At 65.9% G+C, this 16,606-nt stretch carries 17 protein-coding genes; 12 read left to right on the top strand and 5 right to left on the bottom strand.

The window, feature by feature from the left end:
• Position 1 precedes the first annotated feature (1 nt).
• Both arr and KXD97_RS07025 read right to left on the bottom strand, forming a co-directional pair.
• Entirely contained in the window at positions 2 to 439 is a 438-nt protein-coding gene (arr, locus tag KXD97_RS07030; protein ID WP_396884763.1) for an NAD(+)--rifampin ADP-ribosyltransferase, read from the bottom strand.
• Between the two features lie 199 nt (positions 440 to 638).
• Positions 639 to 1,340: a GntR family transcriptional regulator gene (locus KXD97_RS07025; protein ID WP_260756040.1), complete on the bottom strand. Its 702-nt coding sequence runs from the start codon at positions 1,338 to 1,340 to the stop codon at positions 639 to 641.
• Positions 1,341 to 1,571: 231 nt separating this feature from the next.
• Here KXD97_RS07025 and KXD97_RS07020 point away from each other — a divergent pair, with 231 nt between their 5' ends.
• The 8 genes from KXD97_RS07020 to KXD97_RS06985 are packed head-to-tail and all read left to right on the top strand — an operon-like array spanning position 1,572 to position 8,828.
• Positions 1,572 to 2,354: a transporter substrate-binding domain-containing protein gene (locus tag KXD97_RS07020; RefSeq protein WP_260756039.1), complete on the top strand. Its 783-nt coding sequence runs from the start codon at positions 1,572 to 1,574 to the stop codon at positions 2,352 to 2,354.
• A gap of 16 nt (positions 2,355 to 2,370) precedes the next feature.
• Positions 2,371 to 3,033, top strand: coding sequence for an amino acid ABC transporter permease (locus KXD97_RS07015; protein ID WP_260756038.1), 663 nt, complete (start codon positions 2,371 to 2,373; stop codon positions 3,031 to 3,033).
• Positions 3,033 to 3,743 carry an amino acid ABC transporter permease gene (locus KXD97_RS07010; protein WP_260756037.1) on the top strand — a complete coding sequence of 237 codons (711 nt, stop codon included), beginning with the start codon at positions 3,033 to 3,035 and terminating at the stop codon, positions 3,741 to 3,743. Before KXD97_RS07015 ends, KXD97_RS07010 begins: the two co-directional genes overlap by 1 nt.
• Entirely contained in the window at positions 3,740 to 4,468 is a 729-nt protein-coding gene (locus KXD97_RS07005; protein ID WP_260756036.1) for an amino acid ABC transporter ATP-binding protein, read from the top strand. Before KXD97_RS07010 ends, KXD97_RS07005 begins: the two co-directional genes overlap by 4 nt.
• Position 4,469: 1 nt before the next feature.
• Positions 4,470 to 6,101 (top strand): amidohydrolase family protein, encoded by a 1,632-nt coding sequence (locus KXD97_RS07000; protein WP_260756035.1) that lies wholly within the window; start codon positions 4,470 to 4,472, stop codon positions 6,099 to 6,101.
• Complete coding sequence (locus tag KXD97_RS06995; protein ID WP_260756034.1) at positions 6,098 to 7,234, top strand: mandelate racemase/muconate lactonizing enzyme family protein; 1,137 nt, start codon at positions 6,098 to 6,100, stop codon at positions 7,232 to 7,234. The genes KXD97_RS07000 and KXD97_RS06995 overlap by 4 nt, the downstream gene beginning before the upstream one ends.
• A 5-nt stretch (positions 7,235 to 7,239) precedes the next feature.
• Positions 7,240 to 7,866, top strand: coding sequence for a bifunctional 4-hydroxy-2-oxoglutarate aldolase/2-dehydro-3-deoxy-phosphogluconate aldolase (locus tag KXD97_RS06990; protein WP_260756033.1), 627 nt, complete (start codon positions 7,240 to 7,242; stop codon positions 7,864 to 7,866).
• Positions 7,863 to 8,828 carry a sugar kinase gene (locus KXD97_RS06985; protein ID WP_260756032.1) on the top strand — a complete coding sequence of 322 codons (966 nt, stop codon included), beginning with the start codon at positions 7,863 to 7,865 and terminating at the stop codon, positions 8,826 to 8,828. Before KXD97_RS06990 ends, KXD97_RS06985 begins: the two co-directional genes overlap by 4 nt.
• A gap of 79 nt (positions 8,829 to 8,907) precedes the next feature.
• On the opposite strand, the gene KXD97_RS06980 is transcribed toward KXD97_RS06985, so the two are convergent.
• Both KXD97_RS06980 and KXD97_RS06975 read right to left on the bottom strand, forming a co-directional pair.
• Entirely contained in the window at positions 8,908 to 10,332 is a 1,425-nt protein-coding gene (locus KXD97_RS06980) for a GntP family permease (protein WP_260756031.1), read from the bottom strand.
• A gap of 36 nt (positions 10,333 to 10,368) precedes the next feature.
• Positions 10,369 to 10,884 (bottom strand): gluconokinase, encoded by a 516-nt coding sequence (locus tag KXD97_RS06975; RefSeq protein ID WP_260756030.1) that lies wholly within the window; start codon positions 10,882 to 10,884, stop codon positions 10,369 to 10,371.
• A 123-nt stretch (positions 10,885 to 11,007) separates the two neighbouring features.
• Between KXD97_RS06975 and KXD97_RS06970 the strand changes: the two genes are divergently transcribed.
• The 4 genes from KXD97_RS06970 to KXD97_RS06955 all read left to right on the top strand — a co-directional run bounded on the left by KXD97_RS06970 (position 11,008) and on the right by KXD97_RS06955 (position 14,613).
• On the top strand, positions 11,008 to 11,724 hold the full coding sequence (locus tag KXD97_RS06970; protein ID WP_260756029.1) for a FadR/GntR family transcriptional regulator: 717 nt from the start codon (positions 11,008 to 11,010) through the stop codon (positions 11,722 to 11,724).
• A gap of 116 nt (positions 11,725 to 11,840) precedes the next feature.
• On the top strand, positions 11,841 to 12,716 hold the full coding sequence (locus KXD97_RS06965) for a CPBP family intramembrane glutamic endopeptidase (protein WP_260756028.1): 876 nt from the start codon (positions 11,841 to 11,843) through the stop codon (positions 12,714 to 12,716).
• Positions 12,716 to 13,939, top strand: coding sequence for a sensor histidine kinase (locus KXD97_RS06960; RefSeq protein ID WP_260756027.1), 1,224 nt, complete (start codon positions 12,716 to 12,718; stop codon positions 13,937 to 13,939). Before KXD97_RS06965 ends, KXD97_RS06960 begins: the two co-directional genes overlap by 1 nt.
• A 20-nt stretch (positions 13,940 to 13,959) precedes the next feature.
• Complete coding sequence (locus KXD97_RS06955; protein ID WP_396885356.1) at positions 13,960 to 14,613, top strand: response regulator; 654 nt, start codon at positions 13,960 to 13,962, stop codon at positions 14,611 to 14,613.
• A 783-nt stretch (positions 14,614 to 15,396) separates the two neighbouring features.
• Here the strand turns inward: KXD97_RS06955 and KXD97_RS06950 are convergent.
• Positions 15,397 to 16,458: an IS630 family transposase gene (locus KXD97_RS06950; RefSeq protein WP_260754080.1), complete on the bottom strand. Its 1,062-nt coding sequence runs from the start codon at positions 16,456 to 16,458 to the stop codon at positions 15,397 to 15,399.
• Positions 16,459 to 16,606 lie beyond the last annotated feature (148 nt).

Raw genomic sequence — 16,606 nt, 5'->3', positions numbered from 1 at the left:
TTCAGTCGTAGATGACGTCGAGCCCTTTGCGGCGCAACTCCTCCAGCCCGGCCCGAAACGCCTCAAGCTGCTCGGGCGGATGTCCCACCCAGTCGGTGAGCTCACCGACGATCCTCACCGGCTGGCGGCTGCGGTAGGAGTGGGTCGGGTTCCCCGGGAACTTCTTGTCCGTCACATTCGGGTCGTCCTCGACGGCCCCGAGCGGTTCGACCATGTACACGCGGCCGCGGCCCTCCCCGACAGCCAGCTCGGCCGCCCACACCGCCGCATCCAAAGTCCTGGTGATGTAGATGTGGTTCGAGACCCGGCCCGCGTCGAAGTTGGACGGCTGGCCCGGCATCAGCAGGTCGCCCACATCAAGGTCGGCTTTCGTGCCGTGCAGGTAGGCGCCTGACTCGTGAACCACGAATCGTTCTGGCGTACCGGTCATCTCCGACATACAAACCCCCTGCGTTCCTGTGGCCCGGCGATTGTGCCCGAGGTACGGGGCCTTGCCGCAAGCCCCCACCCCGGCCCTATAGTGAGACTGGGAACGGCATCGCCGCGCGAGCGCACTGCAAGATTCACGACACGACGACGATCTTCTCGGTCAGGTCGGACTCGTGACCCGTTACCCGATCGGCGGTAGCCGCGCGGCACTACGTTTCGGAAATCACTGACGCAGAACCGGTTTCGAGCGCCAGAAGCCGACGCGCGCTGGTCACGATGTGGTCTTCCAGCGTACAGCGAAGTTGTTCGGGTTCGTCATGCTCGATCGAGTTGAGAAGTACCCGGTGCTCTTCGGCGATTGCGAAGGGAGTCGAGTGCCGACGGGCCAAGCGGTGGATCTGCATTCTGATCCGGGGTTGCACGCTGGCCCACAGTTGCAGTGCGTGGTCGGAATGCGCGCTGCGAACGATTGATTCGTGGAACGTCACGTCGAGCTCATTGAGCTGATCCAGATCACCTGCTTGGGCGGCGACGTTCATCTGTTCCACGAGGTGCCGTAACTCGTCAAGTGTGGTGGGATCCGCGCCGGCTGTTCCGACAGCGAAGGATTCGATGGCCAACCGTACCGGCAACAGAACCCCGAGCAGTTCGTCGGAGCTCACCGAGGTGACGAAGGCTCCGCGATTGGGGATGTGCTGAACCAGTCCCTCGCTCTCGAGTTGACGCAGGGCCTCCCGGACCGGCCCCGGGCTGGTGCGCAGATGCGCGGCCAGGACGTCCTGTTTGAGTTGCGCTCCCGGTGCGATGAGACCTTTGACGATCTGCTCCCGCAGCCAATCCGCAATCTGGTGTCGGCGCGACGCGGCCAGTGGGGCTGGAGCGGTGGCACCCAGTCCCTCGGCGTGAGTCATGCGGTTTCTCCCTCTGCGCCGTGCCTGCGCGCATTTCATCCTAGGCATCCAGTGAGCGCGCGGGACCGCGAACTTCTCTCAGACACCCTTGCACAGATTACCGATTATAGATAATCTCCAAAAACTTGGATGGTGGGGCACCACACCTCGCCGCCGAACGGCCATCGAGCCGCCGACCTCTACCGAAGGATGACAATGCGAAAAGGCCTACTGGCAGTGGTTGTTGCGCTGATGACGGTTCTGGTGGTCACCAGCTGTACGTCATCGGGTTCGGGGAACGGTGCGGTGGGCGCCGGCCCGAGCGTTCTGACCAAGGTCCTCCAAACCAAGAAGGTGTCGATCGGGGTATTCGCCGATGCCCCGCCCTATGGGGTCATGAACAGCTCGGGCCAGTACGAAGGATTCGACATCGACAAGGCGCGCGCCCTGGCCGAATCGCTGGGCGCCGAGGTCGAGTTCATCAGCACCACCAACGCCAGTCGCATCCCGATGCTTGAGACCGGCAAGGTCGACGTCATCATCGCCGCGCTGACCAATCTGGACGAGCGGGCGCAGGTGGTCGCAATGACCCGTCCGTATGCCTCGGAAGGACAACTCGTGGTGGTGCCCGCGGGCAGCGACATCCGCACCTATGAGGACCTGACCGGAAGGAACGTCGCCGCCACCCGAGGAAGCGTGCCGGCCACGATCCTGGCGGCCCAGTTCCCGCAGGCGAATGCCAGCTTGTTCGAAGCAGTGGCGGATTCGATCCAAGCACTGCGCAGCGGGAAGGTCGATGCGCTGATGGAGAGCACAGCAGTGGTCGCCGACATCCGTGACAGCGAGGGCGACGCAGTCCGGGTTCTGGACGCCCCGGCGCTGGCACCGTCGCTGGTGTCCTTCGGGGTGAAGATGGGCGACCAGCTGTGGTTGAACTACCTGAACAACTTCATCATGAACTACAACATCGGGCAGGCCGCCAACGAGTCGTACAACAGATGGCTCGGGATGGACGTCCCCGAGCTCATCAAGTAAGGCCGAGCAGCCGAAGATGCAGCTCTACTACGGCGACGTTCTGCCCCACCTGGGTCCACTTCTGACGGGACTGGCGATCAGTATCGCGGTGAGTTTCGCCGCTGCGCTGGCCGGCGGCGCGCTGGGAATCCTCCTCTACGCCGGGCGCACCTCCGGCACTCGCGCCCTGCGCGCCGTGGCCGGCACCTACATCGAGATCATCCGTAACACACCGCTTCTCCTCCAGCTGTATCTGGTGTACTTCGCGCTGCCGCAGGCTGGTGTGAACCTGGATCCGATCGCAGCGGGCATCGTCGCGCTCACGGTCAACAACGCCGCATACATGGCCGAGATCTATCGGGCCGGATTCCAGTCTGTACCAGCAGGCCTGCGGGAAGCGGGGGAAGCGCTCGGGCTCAGCGCACGTGACACCTTCTGGCGGGTCCGGGTACCGCCGGCGATGCGCAATGTTCTGCCGGCGATCACCAACCAGACCATCCTCCTGTTCCTGGCATCCTCGGTGACCTCGGTGATTGCACTGCCCGACCTCATGCACGCGATGCTGGGCATCACCTCAACCACATTCCGGACGATCGAGACGCTCACCGTCGGCGGCCTGATGTACTTCGGCGTCGCTTTCCTCATCGCCGGCGTTTCGCGGGTAATCGAAACGCGCCTCATCGCCTGGAAGGTGGCGTGATGTTCGAACAATTCGGTTGGCAGCACCTCTCTTTGATCCTGCAAGGCGCGGTGGTGACCATCCAGATCTGCGCGTTGTCGGTAGTGTTCGGCGGTCTTCTGGGGCTGGTGATCGGCTTGATGGCCGCCGGGACCGTGCGTCCCCTGAAATGGGTCAGCGCCATCTACATCGCGATCATCCGAGGTATCCCGGTGCTGCTCGTCATCTTCTTCGTGTACTTCGGGGTGCCACTGCTGGTGCCCGGCAGCGGTCTCGCCGAGTACTGGGCGGCGGTGATAGCGCTGTCGATCTTCGCCTCGGCGTACATCGGTGAGTTGGTGCGCGGCAGTATCGAGGCCGTATCGCGCGGGCAGTTCGAGGCGGCGGACGCTCTCGGCCTGAGCTACCCCGACCGAATGCGCTTCATCATCCTTCCGCAGGCGGCCCGCCTGATCGTCCCACCGGGCGTCGGTTTTCTGGTCATCCTCATCAAAGACAGCTCACTGGTGGCTGTCATAGGCCTGATCGAGTTGACGCGGGCTGCCAATATCGTCAGCTCGCAGACCGCGGATCCGATACTCGCCTACACCGTGGTCGGCGCCTTCTACTTCGTGATCTGTTTCGTGCTGTCCACATTGTCCCGCCGCTACGAACGCCGACTCGGCACCAGAGTGCCGGCGCCGAAGTTCGCAGATGCGCTCACCAACCTGACCCCGGGAGCAAGGAAATGATCGAAATTGAGGACCTCCGGCTGAGTTTCGGCGACAACGAGGTACTGCGGGGGATCTCGTGTTCGGTCAGCGAACGCGAGGTGGTGTGCATCATCGGCGCTTCCGGGTCGGGTAAGAGCACGTTGCTGCGGTGTATGAATGGGCTGGAACGCCCGTCACACGGCAGCATCGTCATCAACGGTCACCGACTCGGGCCCAATGAGTTGCCCGCCGATCTCGCCGTCATCCGCCGTGATGTGGGAATGGTGTTCCAGCACTTCAATCTCTTCCCGCACATGACGGTCATGGAGAACATCGCGCTGGCTCCCCAACGGGTGCTCAAGCACACCAAGAGCCAGGCCCGTGATCGCGGCCGGGCACTTCTCGATCGAGTCGGGCTGGCCGACAAGGCGCAGGTCTATCCCGACTCTCTCTCCGGTGGTCAGAAGCAGCGGGTGGCCATCGCCAGAGCGCTCGCCATGGATCCGGCGATCATGCTGTTCGACGAGCCGACCTCAGCGCTGGATCCGGAGATCGTCGGCGAGGTCCTTGCCGTCATGAAAGATCTGGCCGCCGACGGGATGACGATGGTGGTTGTCACCCACGAGATGGGATTCGCACGCGAGGTAGCCGACCGGGTGATCTACATGGACCACGGGAGCGTCATCGAAATCGACAAGCCAGCAGCGCTTTTCGGATCACCTCGGGAGCCCAGAACGCGCGAGTTCCTCAGCAAGGTGCTCTGACATGCCGGCTCTTGACACCCTGATAGTCGGGGGCGACATCGTCGACGGCGCAGGTGCAGTCCCCAGGCGCTGTGACATCGGCATCACGGACGACCGCATCGCCTACCTCGGACTGTCGCACGATGTCCAGGCTCACCGGGTGGTGGACGCCAGCGGCATGTACGTCCTGCCCGGTTTGATCGACCCGCACAGCCACAGCGACTGGTCAGTGCTTGGGAATGCGGAGGCGTACAGCACAATTCACCAGGGTGTCACTACCGAGGTGGTGGGCAACTGTGGTGTCACCTACGCGCCGCTGGGGGCGGCCGCCGTCGAATCCGCGCAGAGTGCGCTGCGGGCGATGGGCTACGAGGGGCCCGTCGACTGGCGCAGCTTCGGGTCCTTGTTGGACACCGTGCACAGCGCCAGGACCGCGCAGAATTTGGTGTGGTTCGTCGGTCACACCGCGATCCGATCGGCGGCCAGATCCAATGCCGAATCGACCGGCGTCGACGAGTGCAGGGAGCGGATTCGGCTGGTAGAGGACGCCCTCGACGCCGGAGCTATCGGGCTGTCGAGCGGGTTGGAGTACGGTGACGGACGATTCGCCGACCGCCAGGAGCTCGCCGACCTCGCCCGTGTCGTCGGTCGGCGGGATGGCATGTATGCCAGTCACATCCGGAATCGGGACAGTGGGCTCGGCGCCGCCGTCGACGAGTTCTTCGACGTGGTCCATCAGGGCGGGGTGCGGGCTCAACTGTCACACCTCAACGTCCGGTACGGGACCGGGGCTGATCCCGGCGCATGGCACCGGGCGGTCGATCGGGTCGTCGACGAGCGCCGGCGCGGCAGCGAGGTGCTGGCCGACATGACGCCGTACCCGCACGGGATCGGGATGGCCGCGGGGCTGCTTCCGGGATGGCTCATCGAACGTCCCGCCGCCGAAGCCGCGCAGATGTTGCACGACAACGAGGTACGGGCCCGGGTGAGGGCTGACTGCGACCGGTATTGGCGCTTCGTCCACCGAGGCCATTGGGAACGGGTCAGTCTCGGTGTGTCCATTACCCATCCGGAATGGGAAGGACTCACGTTCCCGGAGATCGCTGCTCGTCACGGCCGCGACGAGTGGGAGTGCTTGTTCGACATCCTGGCCGCCGCCGGAGCCGATATCGGCAACGTGCAGTTGCTCGGACATCTGTTCACCGAGGACCACCTCGCAGACGCGATCGGTCACGACCACTTCCTGCTGGGCGTCGACGCTTTCACCACCCGGCGGGATGGCGCCCTGCACACCCGCACCCGGCACCCGCTGTTCTACTTCGGTCATACGCATTACCTGGCCCATCACGTGCCTGCGGGCACGCTGACGTTCGAGGACGCGGTGCACCGGATGACCGGCATGGTCGCCGACCACTTCCGCATCCGCGACCGTGGATACCTGCGGCCGAACAAGTATGCCGACGTCGTGGTCCTTGACCCGGACATCCTCGCGCGCACCGACACCTGGGTGTTACCGCAGGCCTATGCCTCTGCGGCCCGCCACGTCTGGGTCAACGGGACGGCCGTGGTCACAGAGGGCCAGCACACCGGCACGCTGCCGGGCCGACTGCTGCGCTGCCGTCGCACTCACAACACGAAGGAACACACCAGATGAAGATCGAACGCATCGAGACCTGCGGGCTGCGCGGGGCGACGCCGGAAGGCGGATGGTCCAACGAACTGCGCCCCGACGACGTTGTGCACACGCTCGTCGCAGTGCACACCGACACCGGCCATGTCGGTCTCGGTAGCTCGTTCACCGCGGAGGGGTTGGTGCGCGCCGCGCTGGATCTGCTGCGTCCCCAGATCATCGGCCAGAGTGCTCTGGAGGTCGAACGAGTGACCGAGACTCTGCACCAGAGCGCCTTCTGGATGGGCCGCGGTGGGACACTGACCCACGCGACCAGCGCAGTCGACATCGCGCTGTGGGACCTGGCCGGTCAGGCGCTCGGGCAGCCCGTCGGCCGGCTGCTCGGGGGACGCTATCGAGATCGCGTCCGCCCGTACGCATCCGTGCTGATGGACGAGACACCCGCGATGACCGAGAATCTGGAGACCCTGGTCGCCCAGGGGTTCACCGCTTTCAAGATCGGGTGGTGGAAATTCGGGCGTGTCGATTCTGCGACTGATGAGCGTACGGTGGCCGCGGCGCGCGACGCCGTCGGTGACCGGATGCTCGCTGTTGACGCGGGGGGATCGGAGGCGTTTTTCCCCGGCGGGTTGTCCTGGGCCAAACGCACGGCCGACATGCTCGCCGCCTACGATGTCGCCTGGTTTGAGGAGGCCCTCGCCCCCGACGACGTCGACGGGTTCGTCGCATTGCGCCGCCATTCCAAGATCCCGATCAGCGGCGGTGAGGTCCTCACGCGCCGCCAGTCGTTCGCTCCGTTCATCGAGGCCGGTGCTTTCGACATCGTGCAACCCGACACCACCAAGGGTGGTGGGTTGAGCGAGTCGCGACGGATCGGCTGGGCCGCTCAGGACCGGGGGATCCGACTGGTGCCGCATGGGTGGAATACCGGCGTCGGTCTGGCAGCTGATCTGCAACTGGCATCGGCGCTGGCCGCCACCGATCTGGTGGAGTACAAAACCGGGTCGGCCTACATCGACGACCTGATCCTGGGTGGCTGGGCCTTAGACGCCGAAGGGATGCTGGCGGTGCCCGACGTGCCTGGCCTCGGCGTGGCCCTCGACCCGGAAACTCTGCACCGGTACGGAACCGATCCGATGTTCGCGCAGGCCGGGTGAACGGTATGCAGCCTACTGATCTGCTCTTCTCGCACAACGTGATTCCGCTGGCATCCATAGCGGACATCGGTCATGTCGATGACATCGGCGCCGGACTCGTCGATGGCGGTTTGCCGGTGGTCGAGGTGGCCTTGCGGGGTCAGCACGGCATCCCTGCGATACGGCGGTTGACGCGACGCGGTGATCTGCTGGTCGGCGCCGGTACCGTACGCAGCACCGCGCAGGCTCACGAAGCCCTCGAGGCGGGTGCACGATTCGTGGTTTCACCCGGGCTGGACCCGGATGTCATCGAGGTGGCTCGGCACGCCGGCGTCCCGGTGATCCCGGGCGTGATGACGCCGTCCGAAGTGCAGGCGGCCGTACGTCTGGGGCTTGACCACCTCAAGCTCTTCCCGGCCGGTGCTGTGGATACGGCGGCCTGCCTGCGGTCGTACTCGCAGGTCTATCCCGACGTGCACTTCATGCCGTCCGGCGGTGTGGGTCCAAGCAATCTGAGCGAATATCTCTGTTTACCCACGGTTTTCGCGGTCAGCGGCAGCTGGATCACTGCCCGTGCGGATAGGGGTCGCGCTGCGGTGGCGCAGGCCTGCCGACAAGCGGTGGCCGCGGCCGAGTCGGTCCGCCCGCGGTGAGCACCCACCGGTTGGACGTGGTGACGGCAGGTGAGTCGCTGGGCCTGCTCACCGCCGACGATGTGGGGAGTCTGTGCCGAGTCAACAGGATGCGGATCGGATTCGGGGGCGCCGAGAGCAATGTCGCGATCGGCGTCGCCCGTCTGGGCGGCACGGCCGCGTGGATAGGTCGAGTGGGCGCCGATGCACTGGGCGAGCTGATCCTGCGTGAGCTGCGCGCTGAGATGGTGGAAACCCATGTGACAGTGGACCACGACGTCTCGACAGCGCTGATGCTCAAAGAACGTCCCCGGCCTGCAGCGAGCCGTATCACCTATTACCGGCGCGGCCACGCCGGCAGCAGGTTGTGCCCGAGCGATATCCCCGCCGAGATCATCGGCCGTGCCGGGATCGTCCACGTCACCGGCATCACCGCGGCGCTGGGTGAGCGGCCGTTGGCCGCGCTGCACAGCGTCATCGACCACGCCGGGCGGGCCGGTGCGAGGATCTCTTTCGACGTCAACCACCGCGCCGGTCTGTGGGCCGACACCGCCGACGCCGTCCTCATCTACCGCGACCTCATCACGCGAGCGCACATCGTGTTCGCCGGTGAGGACGAAGCGCAGCTGGTGACCGGTGAGCACGATCGGCAGCGGCAGCTCGATGCTCTGCTCGCGTTGGGCCCGGATCAGGTTGTGGTGAAGTGTGGGTCGCAGGGTGCGGTGGCGGCAACGGGCACCGGCACCCGCCTGTCCCGCGACGCACACCGGGTGACGGTGGTGGACACCGTCGGCGCCGGCGACGCGTTCGTGGCGGGCTGGCTGGCCGAGTCGACGCGAGGCTCTGATCTGAGCTCGTGTCTGGACGTGGCCTCCGCCTGTGGCGCGCTCGCCTGCACTACGCCCGGTGACTGGGAGGCTGCACCGACGCGAGCCGATCTCGCCCTGCTTGCCGACCCCGGACACGACCCGGTCAGCCGTTGAAAAGCGCTGGACCGACCTAGAATTGAGCTGACGCTTTCATTTCCCGGTGTTGATCCACGAGCAGCTGCCGGTCCAGCGGTCAGGCCAGCGCCCACAATCCGAGGCTGATCACGAACGCGCTGAGCCCCAGGGTCGTCTCCATCACCGTCCACGTCTTGAGGGTGGTCTTGACGTCCATGCCGAAGAACCGGCTCACCAACCAGAAACCGGAGTCGTTGACATGGGACAGGACCGTGGCACCGGCCGCGATCGCCATCACCAGCGCCGTGAGCTGGAGATTGCTCAGCTCGGCGGCGGCCACGGCGGCACTGAGCAGACCGGCGGTGGTCGTCAACGCGACGGTCGCCGAGCCCTGCGCCACACGCAGCAGCGTGGAGATCACGAACGCCTGCAGGATCAGCGAGATCCCGAGATTGGACAGTGAACCGCTCAGCGCGTCACCGATTCCGCTGAGCCGCAGCACTCCGCCGAACATGCCTCCGGCGCCCGTGATCAGGATGATCGCGCAGATCGGGCCGAGGGCTTTGTCGAGGATGTCGGTGACGGTGGCCATTGACCGGCCGCGCAACCCCAGCACCAGGATCGCCACGATCACGGTGATCAGCAGCGCGATCGAGGTGGTGCCGATCAACTTGAGGTACTCGGCCCACGTCGCACCCTCCTCGATCACCCCGGCAGTCATGAGTGTGTCGACGACGGTGTTGAACGAGATCAGGACGAACGGCAACAGCAACACCCCGAGCACCGTCCCAAAGGCGGGGGCGGTGCGGGTGGCGGTCGCGGTGGCGCCGGCACCCGTGGCTTCGTCGGTGTCGGTGTCGCGGCCGCCGTTCATCTCACCGAACAACGACGTAGGGATGTCGACGTGCACCCGCCTGCCCATCACCTGGGACACCAGGAAGGCGCCGACGTACCAGGACGCGACCGCGACAGGGGCCCCGACGAGCAGGGTGAGGCCGATGTTGGCGCCGAGGAGTTCGGCTGCCGCAACCGGACCGGGGTGCGGTGGGACCAGGGCGTGCATCGCCGCGAAGGCGCCTGCGGCCGGGAACGCGTACAGCAGAAGCGATCCGCCGAAGCGCCGGGCGACGGTCATGATGATGGGAAGGAAGACGACCAGCCCGGCGTCGAAGAAGATCGGGAAGCCGAACAGCAGCGCGGCGACACCGAGAGCGAACGGTGCGCGCTTTTCGCCGAACCGGCCGATGAGGGTGTCGGCGAGAACCTGTGCGCCACCGGTCACCTCGAGGAGCCGGCCGATCATGACACCGAAGCCGACGAGCAGGGCCACCGAGCCGAGGGTGTTGGAGAAGCCGAACGTCAGCGCGCTCGGGACGTCGGCCACCGGGATCCCGGCGGCCAGCGCGGTCAGCAGGCTCACCAGCACCAGGGCGATGAAGGCGTGCAGTCTGACCTTGATGATGAGGAACAGCAGCAGCGCGACCGCGGCCGCGGCGATCAGCAGCAGCGTACCGGTCCCGTATGCCGGATCAATCGCCTCCACGACGCCCCCTCACCGCAGTGCTGTCATTGCCTCGAATCATTGGGAATCCTCCTCGGCTGTTGGGGAATGCGTTGTGCTGACGAAGCGTTCGACGATGGCGTCGATACTCTGGTCGACGTCGATGGCGATACCGCGCTCATCGGGCTCCAGCGGTTCCAGCGTCTGGAACTGGGACTGCAACAGGTTGGCGGGCATGAAGTGCCCGGGCCTGCTGGCCTGCCGCCTGCCGATCGTCTCGACGGAGCCGGCCAGGTGCAGGAACTCGATGTCAGGGCAGTGCCGGCGCAGCTGATCCCGGTACGAGCGCTTCAAGGCGGAGCAGCTCATCACCCCGCCGTCGGGGTGGCCGGCCAGCCACTGGCCGATCGACTCCAGCCAGGGATAGCGGTCGTCGTCGTTCAGCGGGTGGCCGGCCGACATCTTCGCGATGTTGGCCGGCGGATGGAAGTCGTCGGCGTCGGCGAACGGGACGCGCAGGCGCTGCGCCAGCGCGGCGCCCACGGTCGACTTTCCGGAGCCGGAGACTCCCATGACGACGATCGGAACGGCCATGACCTCTGCCCTATCAGTGTGTGTGACGTCACACAGTGTCCATCAATGATCAGATCATTGCAATAGCGTTTCAGGAATCAGTAGCTCTTTTCGGGCCTCCGGTCGGTCTGGCATGATCAACCAGTGCTCGATCGGCCGTATGCAGGCGCGCTCCACGGCAGTCTGGTGACTGCGCTGGGCACCGGCATCGTGTCCGGGCGGTACCCGGCCGGCGGGGTTCTCACACTCGAGGGCGTCAGCGCCGAGCACGGGGTGTCCCGCAGCGTCGCGCGGGAGGCGGTCCGGGTGCTGGAGTCCATGGGCATGGTCGAATCGCGGCGCCGGGTCGGGATCACCGTCCAGCCCGCGGATAGGTGGAATGTCTTCGACCCCGTGGTGATCCGGTGGCGGCTGGACGTGGGCGACCGTAGCGCGCAACTGGTTTCACTCTCGGAACTGCGGCTGGGGTTCGAACCGGCGGCGGCGGCGCTGGCCGCGCGGCGGGCCAGTCCGCACCAGTGCCGGATCATGGCGACGGCGGTGTCGGACATGGTGGTGCACGGGCGGACCGGTGATCTGGACGCCTACCTCAACGCGGACAAGCTGTTTCATCAGACTCTGCTTGAGGCCAGCGGAAACGAGATGTTCCGGGCGCTGACCGGGGTGGTTGCCGAGGTACTCGCCGGTCGCACCCATCACGGCATGATGCCGGAGAAGCCCAACATTGCGGCGATCGCCTTGCACGACGAAGTGGCACGGGCGATCAGGATGGGCGAGGAGGAGCAGGCCGAACAGGCGATGCGCGCGATTATCGGCGAGTCTGCCGCGGCCATCGTCGAGGACTTCCCGCCGTCGCAGTAGCCGGGCAGCGCCGAGGATTCCGGCGCGGCCGACGCCGCCGACGGTAGCGCACGCGCTACCGTCAGCCGGGCGCGCAGGTGACCGACGTGGGACCCGTGCTCCGGTGGACTCAAGGGATGAATGCCTCATCGACGACCGGCTGCCGTAACCCCGTCGAGATCGCGCTGCGCGAACCGCCAGAACAGCGGCGCCGTGGCGTCCGCTGGTTTTTGGGCCTCGCGTTCCCCGGAGCGTGGATTCCGTGGACGGTGGTGCATCTCCTCGGTGGATCGCTCGACAACCCGCTGACCCAGCTGGCCACCGCGGCCTTCGTGCCGGCCATCGCGGCGTGCGTGGTCCGGCGGTGGATCACCCGACAGGGTTTCGCCGATTCCGGTCTGCGCCCGAACTGGCGGTCGTCCTGGCCGTATTACCTCGCCGCCACGACCATTCCGTGGGCAGTGCTGCTTCTCGCCGTGGCCGTCGCGGTGCTCGCCGGAATGTGGTCGCCGCAGCAGTTCGAGATGAGCACCGCCGCGTGGGTGTATCTGGCAGCCGGGCCGGCCGTATGCGTGGTGACGGCGCCGATCTTCTGGGGTGAGGAGTATGGGTGGACGGCGTATCTGCGGGACCGGTTGGTGCCCGGACGCCCGGTCGCTACCACTTTTCTGACCGGCCTCATCTGGGGGGTGTGGCATTGGCCGTTACCCTGGGTCGGCTACTTCGGCGGCGGAACCGTTGCGGCAGAGGCGATTTGGAGCATGCTGTGGTGGCTGCCGCTGAGCATTCTGCTGGAGTTCCTCATCGGCTGGCTGTGGTCGGCGACCGACTCGGTCTGGCCGGGCGCGATGCTGCACGCCGGTAGCAATCTCGTCGCCTCGGCCGGCATGCTCCACGTCTTCGGCGACACTGTCGGCATCAACGACACCACATTCCTGCTGTGCGTCGGCCTGCTGCCCTTCGTCACGGTGATCGTGATCAGCCGGAATACCGGTGGACCTAAACTCGCATGATGGTCCTGGCTCCGGCTCCGTCGTTGGGCGCTGCGATGGCGTCGGGGCCGCGGTATCTGCTGTCGGCGTGGCCCTGGCGGGCACTGGTGTGCACGTTGTTCGGTGGGGTACTGAGCGCCGTTCTGATCGTCGGTATGCCGTTGACACTAGTTCTGGGAGTGTCGCGTTCGTTGCGTAACGCGGTGTCGTCGCCGCTGTTGGAGGTGGAATGCGCCCGCCTGTCGCTGATCGACGAACAGACCGCGGAACGCATCCGCGGCGACCTGGCCGGGGCCCGTGCCGAGCAGCGCCTGCCAACCCCGCGTCAGGTCGGCTATGTGCTGTTCACCGCGTTGATCACCGGACCGCTGGGCGTGGTGATGGTGGGCTTCCTGGCGATTCTGACCACCGTGATGGTGGCCGCGCCGTGGCTGGTCCGGCCGGGCGAGCCGATCAACGTCGCGCTGTGGTTGGTCGACAGCTCCGGCGAGGCGTGGATCGCGGCGCTGCTGGGCGCCGGATTCCTGATCCTGACGGCCTATCTGGTCGGCGCCTACGCCGCCGCGCTGGGGCAGCTCGCCGGTGCCGCGCTGACCGATCCGCAGGCGTTGCAACGCGAAGTGGCCCGGCTCGAGCAATCCCGGACCGCGCTGTTGACCGCGGTCGAACAGGAGCGCCGGCGCATCGAGAGCGACCTGCACGACCGTGTGCAGCACCGGCTGGTGGCGCTGGCCCTGACGCTAGGGATCGCCGAGAACGCCCACGGCGACGACGACACGGGCCGTCTGGCCGCCGACGCGCACCGCCAGGTCGACGACATCGCTGCCGAACTGCGTTCGGTGCTGCTCGGCATCATGCCCCGGGCACTCACCGAGCACGGTCTGATCGCGGCCGTCACCGACCTGGTCGGCCCCTACCCGTTGCCGGTCCACGTCGCCTTCGGCGATACCGAGGTCCCCCGGCGCCTGCCGCCGGCGGTCGAGCACACCGCCTACCTAGTGCTCAACGAGGCGCTGACGAACATCGTCAAACACGCTTCGGCGTCGACCGTCACCCTCACCGCCGGACGGCATGAGGACCTGTGGCGGCTCACGATTCGCGACGACGGATGCGGCGGCGCCGTGCTCCGTCCCGGCCGGGGGCTGGCCACCTTGATCGCTCGCGTCGAGGCCGGCAACGGCACACTGACGATCTCGAGCCCCACTGGCGGACCCACCGAGGTGAGCATGCGATGCCCGGTGTGACGAGAGACGGTCGTGACCCTCTGAGGATCGTCCTCGCCGAGGACGCCCCGCTGCTGCGCGCCGGGATCGTCAGCGTCCTGGAATCGGACGGCCATAAGGTGTGCGCGGCGGTCGAATCGGCCGACGAGCTGCGCGCCGCGGCGCGGACTCATGCCCCGGACGTGGTGATCACCGACGTCCGGATGCCGCCTACGCACACCGATGAGGGCATCGGGATTGCGATCGAACTCCGGCGGGCCACACCCGGCCTTCCGGTGGTCATCCTGTCGCAATACACCTCGGTGGGCTCACTGGACCAACTGCTCGATCGCACCGCTGACACCGGCCGCGGCGGTCTCGGCTACCTCCTCAAAGACCGAGTCGCGCATGTCCGCCACTTCCTCGACGCGGTCCGTGACATCGCCGCCGGATCCATGATCATCGACCCTGATATCGTCGTCGCCCTCGTCGGCGCCTCGCGCAGGAAAGGCGTGCTGTCGGCGCTGACACCCCGCGAGGAGGAAGTCCTCGGACTCATGGCCCAGGGCCTGACCAACGCCCAGATCGCACAGCGGCTCGTCGTGTCCGAGGCGGCGGTGCGCAAGCACGTCGGCGGCATCTTCGCGAAGCTCCCGCTCTCCGACGACGGCGACCGCCGAGTCCTCGCGGTGCTGACCTACCTCAGCGAGTTCTGACCGAGTTCAAGCTGCGTCATTCGCTTCCGATACGTGGCTCGCCACTGGCGGTCACGGATGCGGGGAACGCCGTAGGTGGGCCCGGCAAGTACGACGCAGTCCAGATACACCACCCGTCGCTCCGGGAAATCGGAAGGCCCACGCGAACTCCGTTGACAAATTCGCCTGCCTCCGTGGCGATGATGCGGATCTGCGCGATGACATGATCCGAAATCTCGTGAGCAGTAAGCGTGGCGGGCAGAGTGATGTGCACTGCCTTCCATATGTTCATCCGTCTCCTACACCTTCGTATCGTGTTCGGGTCCGTCCAGTGGGAAGTGAAGCGGGAAGGTCGGCGGCGACGGCGAACGCTCACAGCCACCACGCCTGCGGTTCAGGCCACCGTCGGCTTATTTCCTGGGCTTCCCGGACAAGCTGACAGAACACCCTCCGGGGAGGAAGGGCTGATCTGCGCGGTCAGCCGAGGAAACGCTCGTCGCGCCGCGGGTCAGCTGCATCGTCCAACTGAGGTGTACCAGAACTATTCCACAAGAGGTCCGAAATCTTGGTCGTTTATCAAAAATCGCCGCAACGGCGCCAGCGAGAGGCGAGGCCCCTTGTCTAACGGCACACTTTCGGTACATAATGATCCACGTCACACAACGTGAAGAAGCATGGCCGGCTCGACCGCTTCCCTTGCGGGGCCTGCGGATGGAGCCGGCAGCTTGCGACCTTTTGCTTGTGAACCAGGTTGGAGAGTATCGATGTCGCCGAAAACCCTGCAGTGCGACGTGTTTCGGCGCGCTAGTGTCTCGCGTCTGAATTTGGTTTACGGGTATGGGGCAGGATGTCGTCTGCGGATTTGGTCCACACGAATGGGTGGCAGCGCTGATTCCAGCCTTGGATGAACGCGGCGATGGCGGCCATCAGTTCTTTGACGCTGTTGAACGAGCCACGGCGGATGGCTTGGCGGGTGATGATCGAGAAGAACACCTCGACCATGTTCAGCCAGGATCCTGAGGTCGGCGTGAAATGCAGTGTCACGCGGGGGTTCTTGTCCAGCCAGGCGTTGATGTCGGCATGCTTGTGGGTGTGGTAGTTGTCGCACACCACGTGCAGTTTCCGTCGGGGGTAAGCGCGGGCGACCGCTTTGAGGAAGTCGAGGAACTCCGCTTTGCCGTGCCGCTCATAGCAGCGGTCGGTCACCTTGCCGGTGGCGATCTCGAGTGCGGCAAACAAGGTGGCGGTGCCGTTGCGCTGGTAGTCATGGGTCGCTTTTTCGGGCAACCCGGGACGCAGCGGCAGGATCGGCTGGGTCCGGTTGAGGGCTTGAATCTGGGACTTTTCATCTACGCACAACACGATCGCGTTGGTCGGCGGGTTCAAGTAGAGGCCGATTACGTCGCGGACCTTGGCCTCCAGCTCCGGGTCGGTGGAGAACTTGAAGGTCTCCCGGCGCCAGGGTTTGACCCCGTAACGGCGCCAGGCCCGGGCGACCGTGGCGTCCCCCACGCCGAGGTGTTTACCGAGCAGTCGACTCGACCAGTGGGTGACCGCCAGAACCTCCGGCGGCGGCTCCAGGGTGGCTGCCAGGATCGCCGCGTCGTCGACAGTCTTGGGTCGACCGCTGCGAGGCTCGTCGGCAAGTCCATCAATCCCGTACGCGGCGAATCGATCCCGCCATTTGATCACCGTCGGTCGCGAGACTCCCACCTGCCGGGCTGCGCCAGAGGTGCCGGCACCATCAGCCACCGCCAGCACGATCCGGGCCCGCTCGACATGACCGGCAGATGCCGTCGTCGACCGCGTCCACGACTCCAACGTCACGCGATCCTCAGAACTGATCACCAGCGCAGATGACGGCATACACCATCATCCCACACTGTAAACTAATTAATGACGCATGACACTAGCTGCGCAGCTGCATCTTCAGCGCCAAGGCAGGCACGCGCGTGATGTGGCGCGCCCCTTCGTTCGGCACCGGAGAACGGGCTTAGTCGTACGCCCCGGCGCC

The organism is Mycobacterium sp. SMC-8 (assembly GCF_025263565.1).
In the GTDB taxonomy this organism is placed as follows: domain Bacteria; phylum Actinomycetota; class Actinomycetes; order Mycobacteriales; family Mycobacteriaceae; genus Mycobacterium.
Note: the sequence above shows the minus strand (reverse complement) of the source record. Positions and strands in the feature narration are given on the sequence as shown.

Excerpts from the sequence above, each read along its gene's own strand:
- arr (WP_396884763.1), bottom strand. The coding sequence starts at position 439 with ATGTCGGAGATGACCGGTACGCCAGAACGATTCGTGGTTCACGAGTCA.
- KXD97_RS07025 (WP_260756040.1), bottom strand. The coding sequence starts at position 1,340 with ATGACTCACGCCGAGGGACTGGGTGCCACCGCTCCAGCCCCACTGGCC.
- KXD97_RS07020 (WP_260756039.1), top strand. The coding sequence starts at position 1,572 with ATGACGGTTCTGGTGGTCACCAGCTGTACGTCATCGGGTTCGGGGAAC.
- KXD97_RS07015 (WP_260756038.1), top strand. The coding sequence starts at position 2,371 with ATGCAGCTCTACTACGGCGACGTTCTGCCCCACCTGGGTCCACTTCTG.
- KXD97_RS07010 (WP_260756037.1), top strand. The coding sequence starts at position 3,033 with ATGTTCGAACAATTCGGTTGGCAGCACCTCTCTTTGATCCTGCAAGGC.
- KXD97_RS07005 (WP_260756036.1), top strand. The coding sequence starts at position 3,740 with ATGATCGAAATTGAGGACCTCCGGCTGAGTTTCGGCGACAACGAGGTA.
- KXD97_RS07000 (WP_260756035.1), top strand. The coding sequence starts at position 4,470 with ATGCCGGCTCTTGACACCCTGATAGTCGGGGGCGACATCGTCGACGGC.
- KXD97_RS06995 (WP_260756034.1), top strand. The coding sequence starts at position 6,098 with ATGAAGATCGAACGCATCGAGACCTGCGGGCTGCGCGGGGCGACGCCG.
- KXD97_RS06990 (WP_260756033.1), top strand. The coding sequence starts at position 7,240 with ATGCAGCCTACTGATCTGCTCTTCTCGCACAACGTGATTCCGCTGGCA.
- KXD97_RS06975 (WP_260756030.1), bottom strand. The coding sequence starts at position 10,884 with ATGGCCGTTCCGATCGTCGTCATGGGAGTCTCCGGCTCCGGAAAGTCG.
- KXD97_RS06965 (WP_260756028.1), top strand. The coding sequence starts at position 11,841 with ATGAATGCCTCATCGACGACCGGCTGCCGTAACCCCGTCGAGATCGCG.
- KXD97_RS06960 (WP_260756027.1), top strand. The coding sequence starts at position 12,716 with ATGGTCCTGGCTCCGGCTCCGTCGTTGGGCGCTGCGATGGCGTCGGGG.
- KXD97_RS06950 (WP_260754080.1), bottom strand. The coding sequence starts at position 16,458 with ATGCCGTCATCTGCGCTGGTGATCAGTTCTGAGGATCGCGTGACGTTG.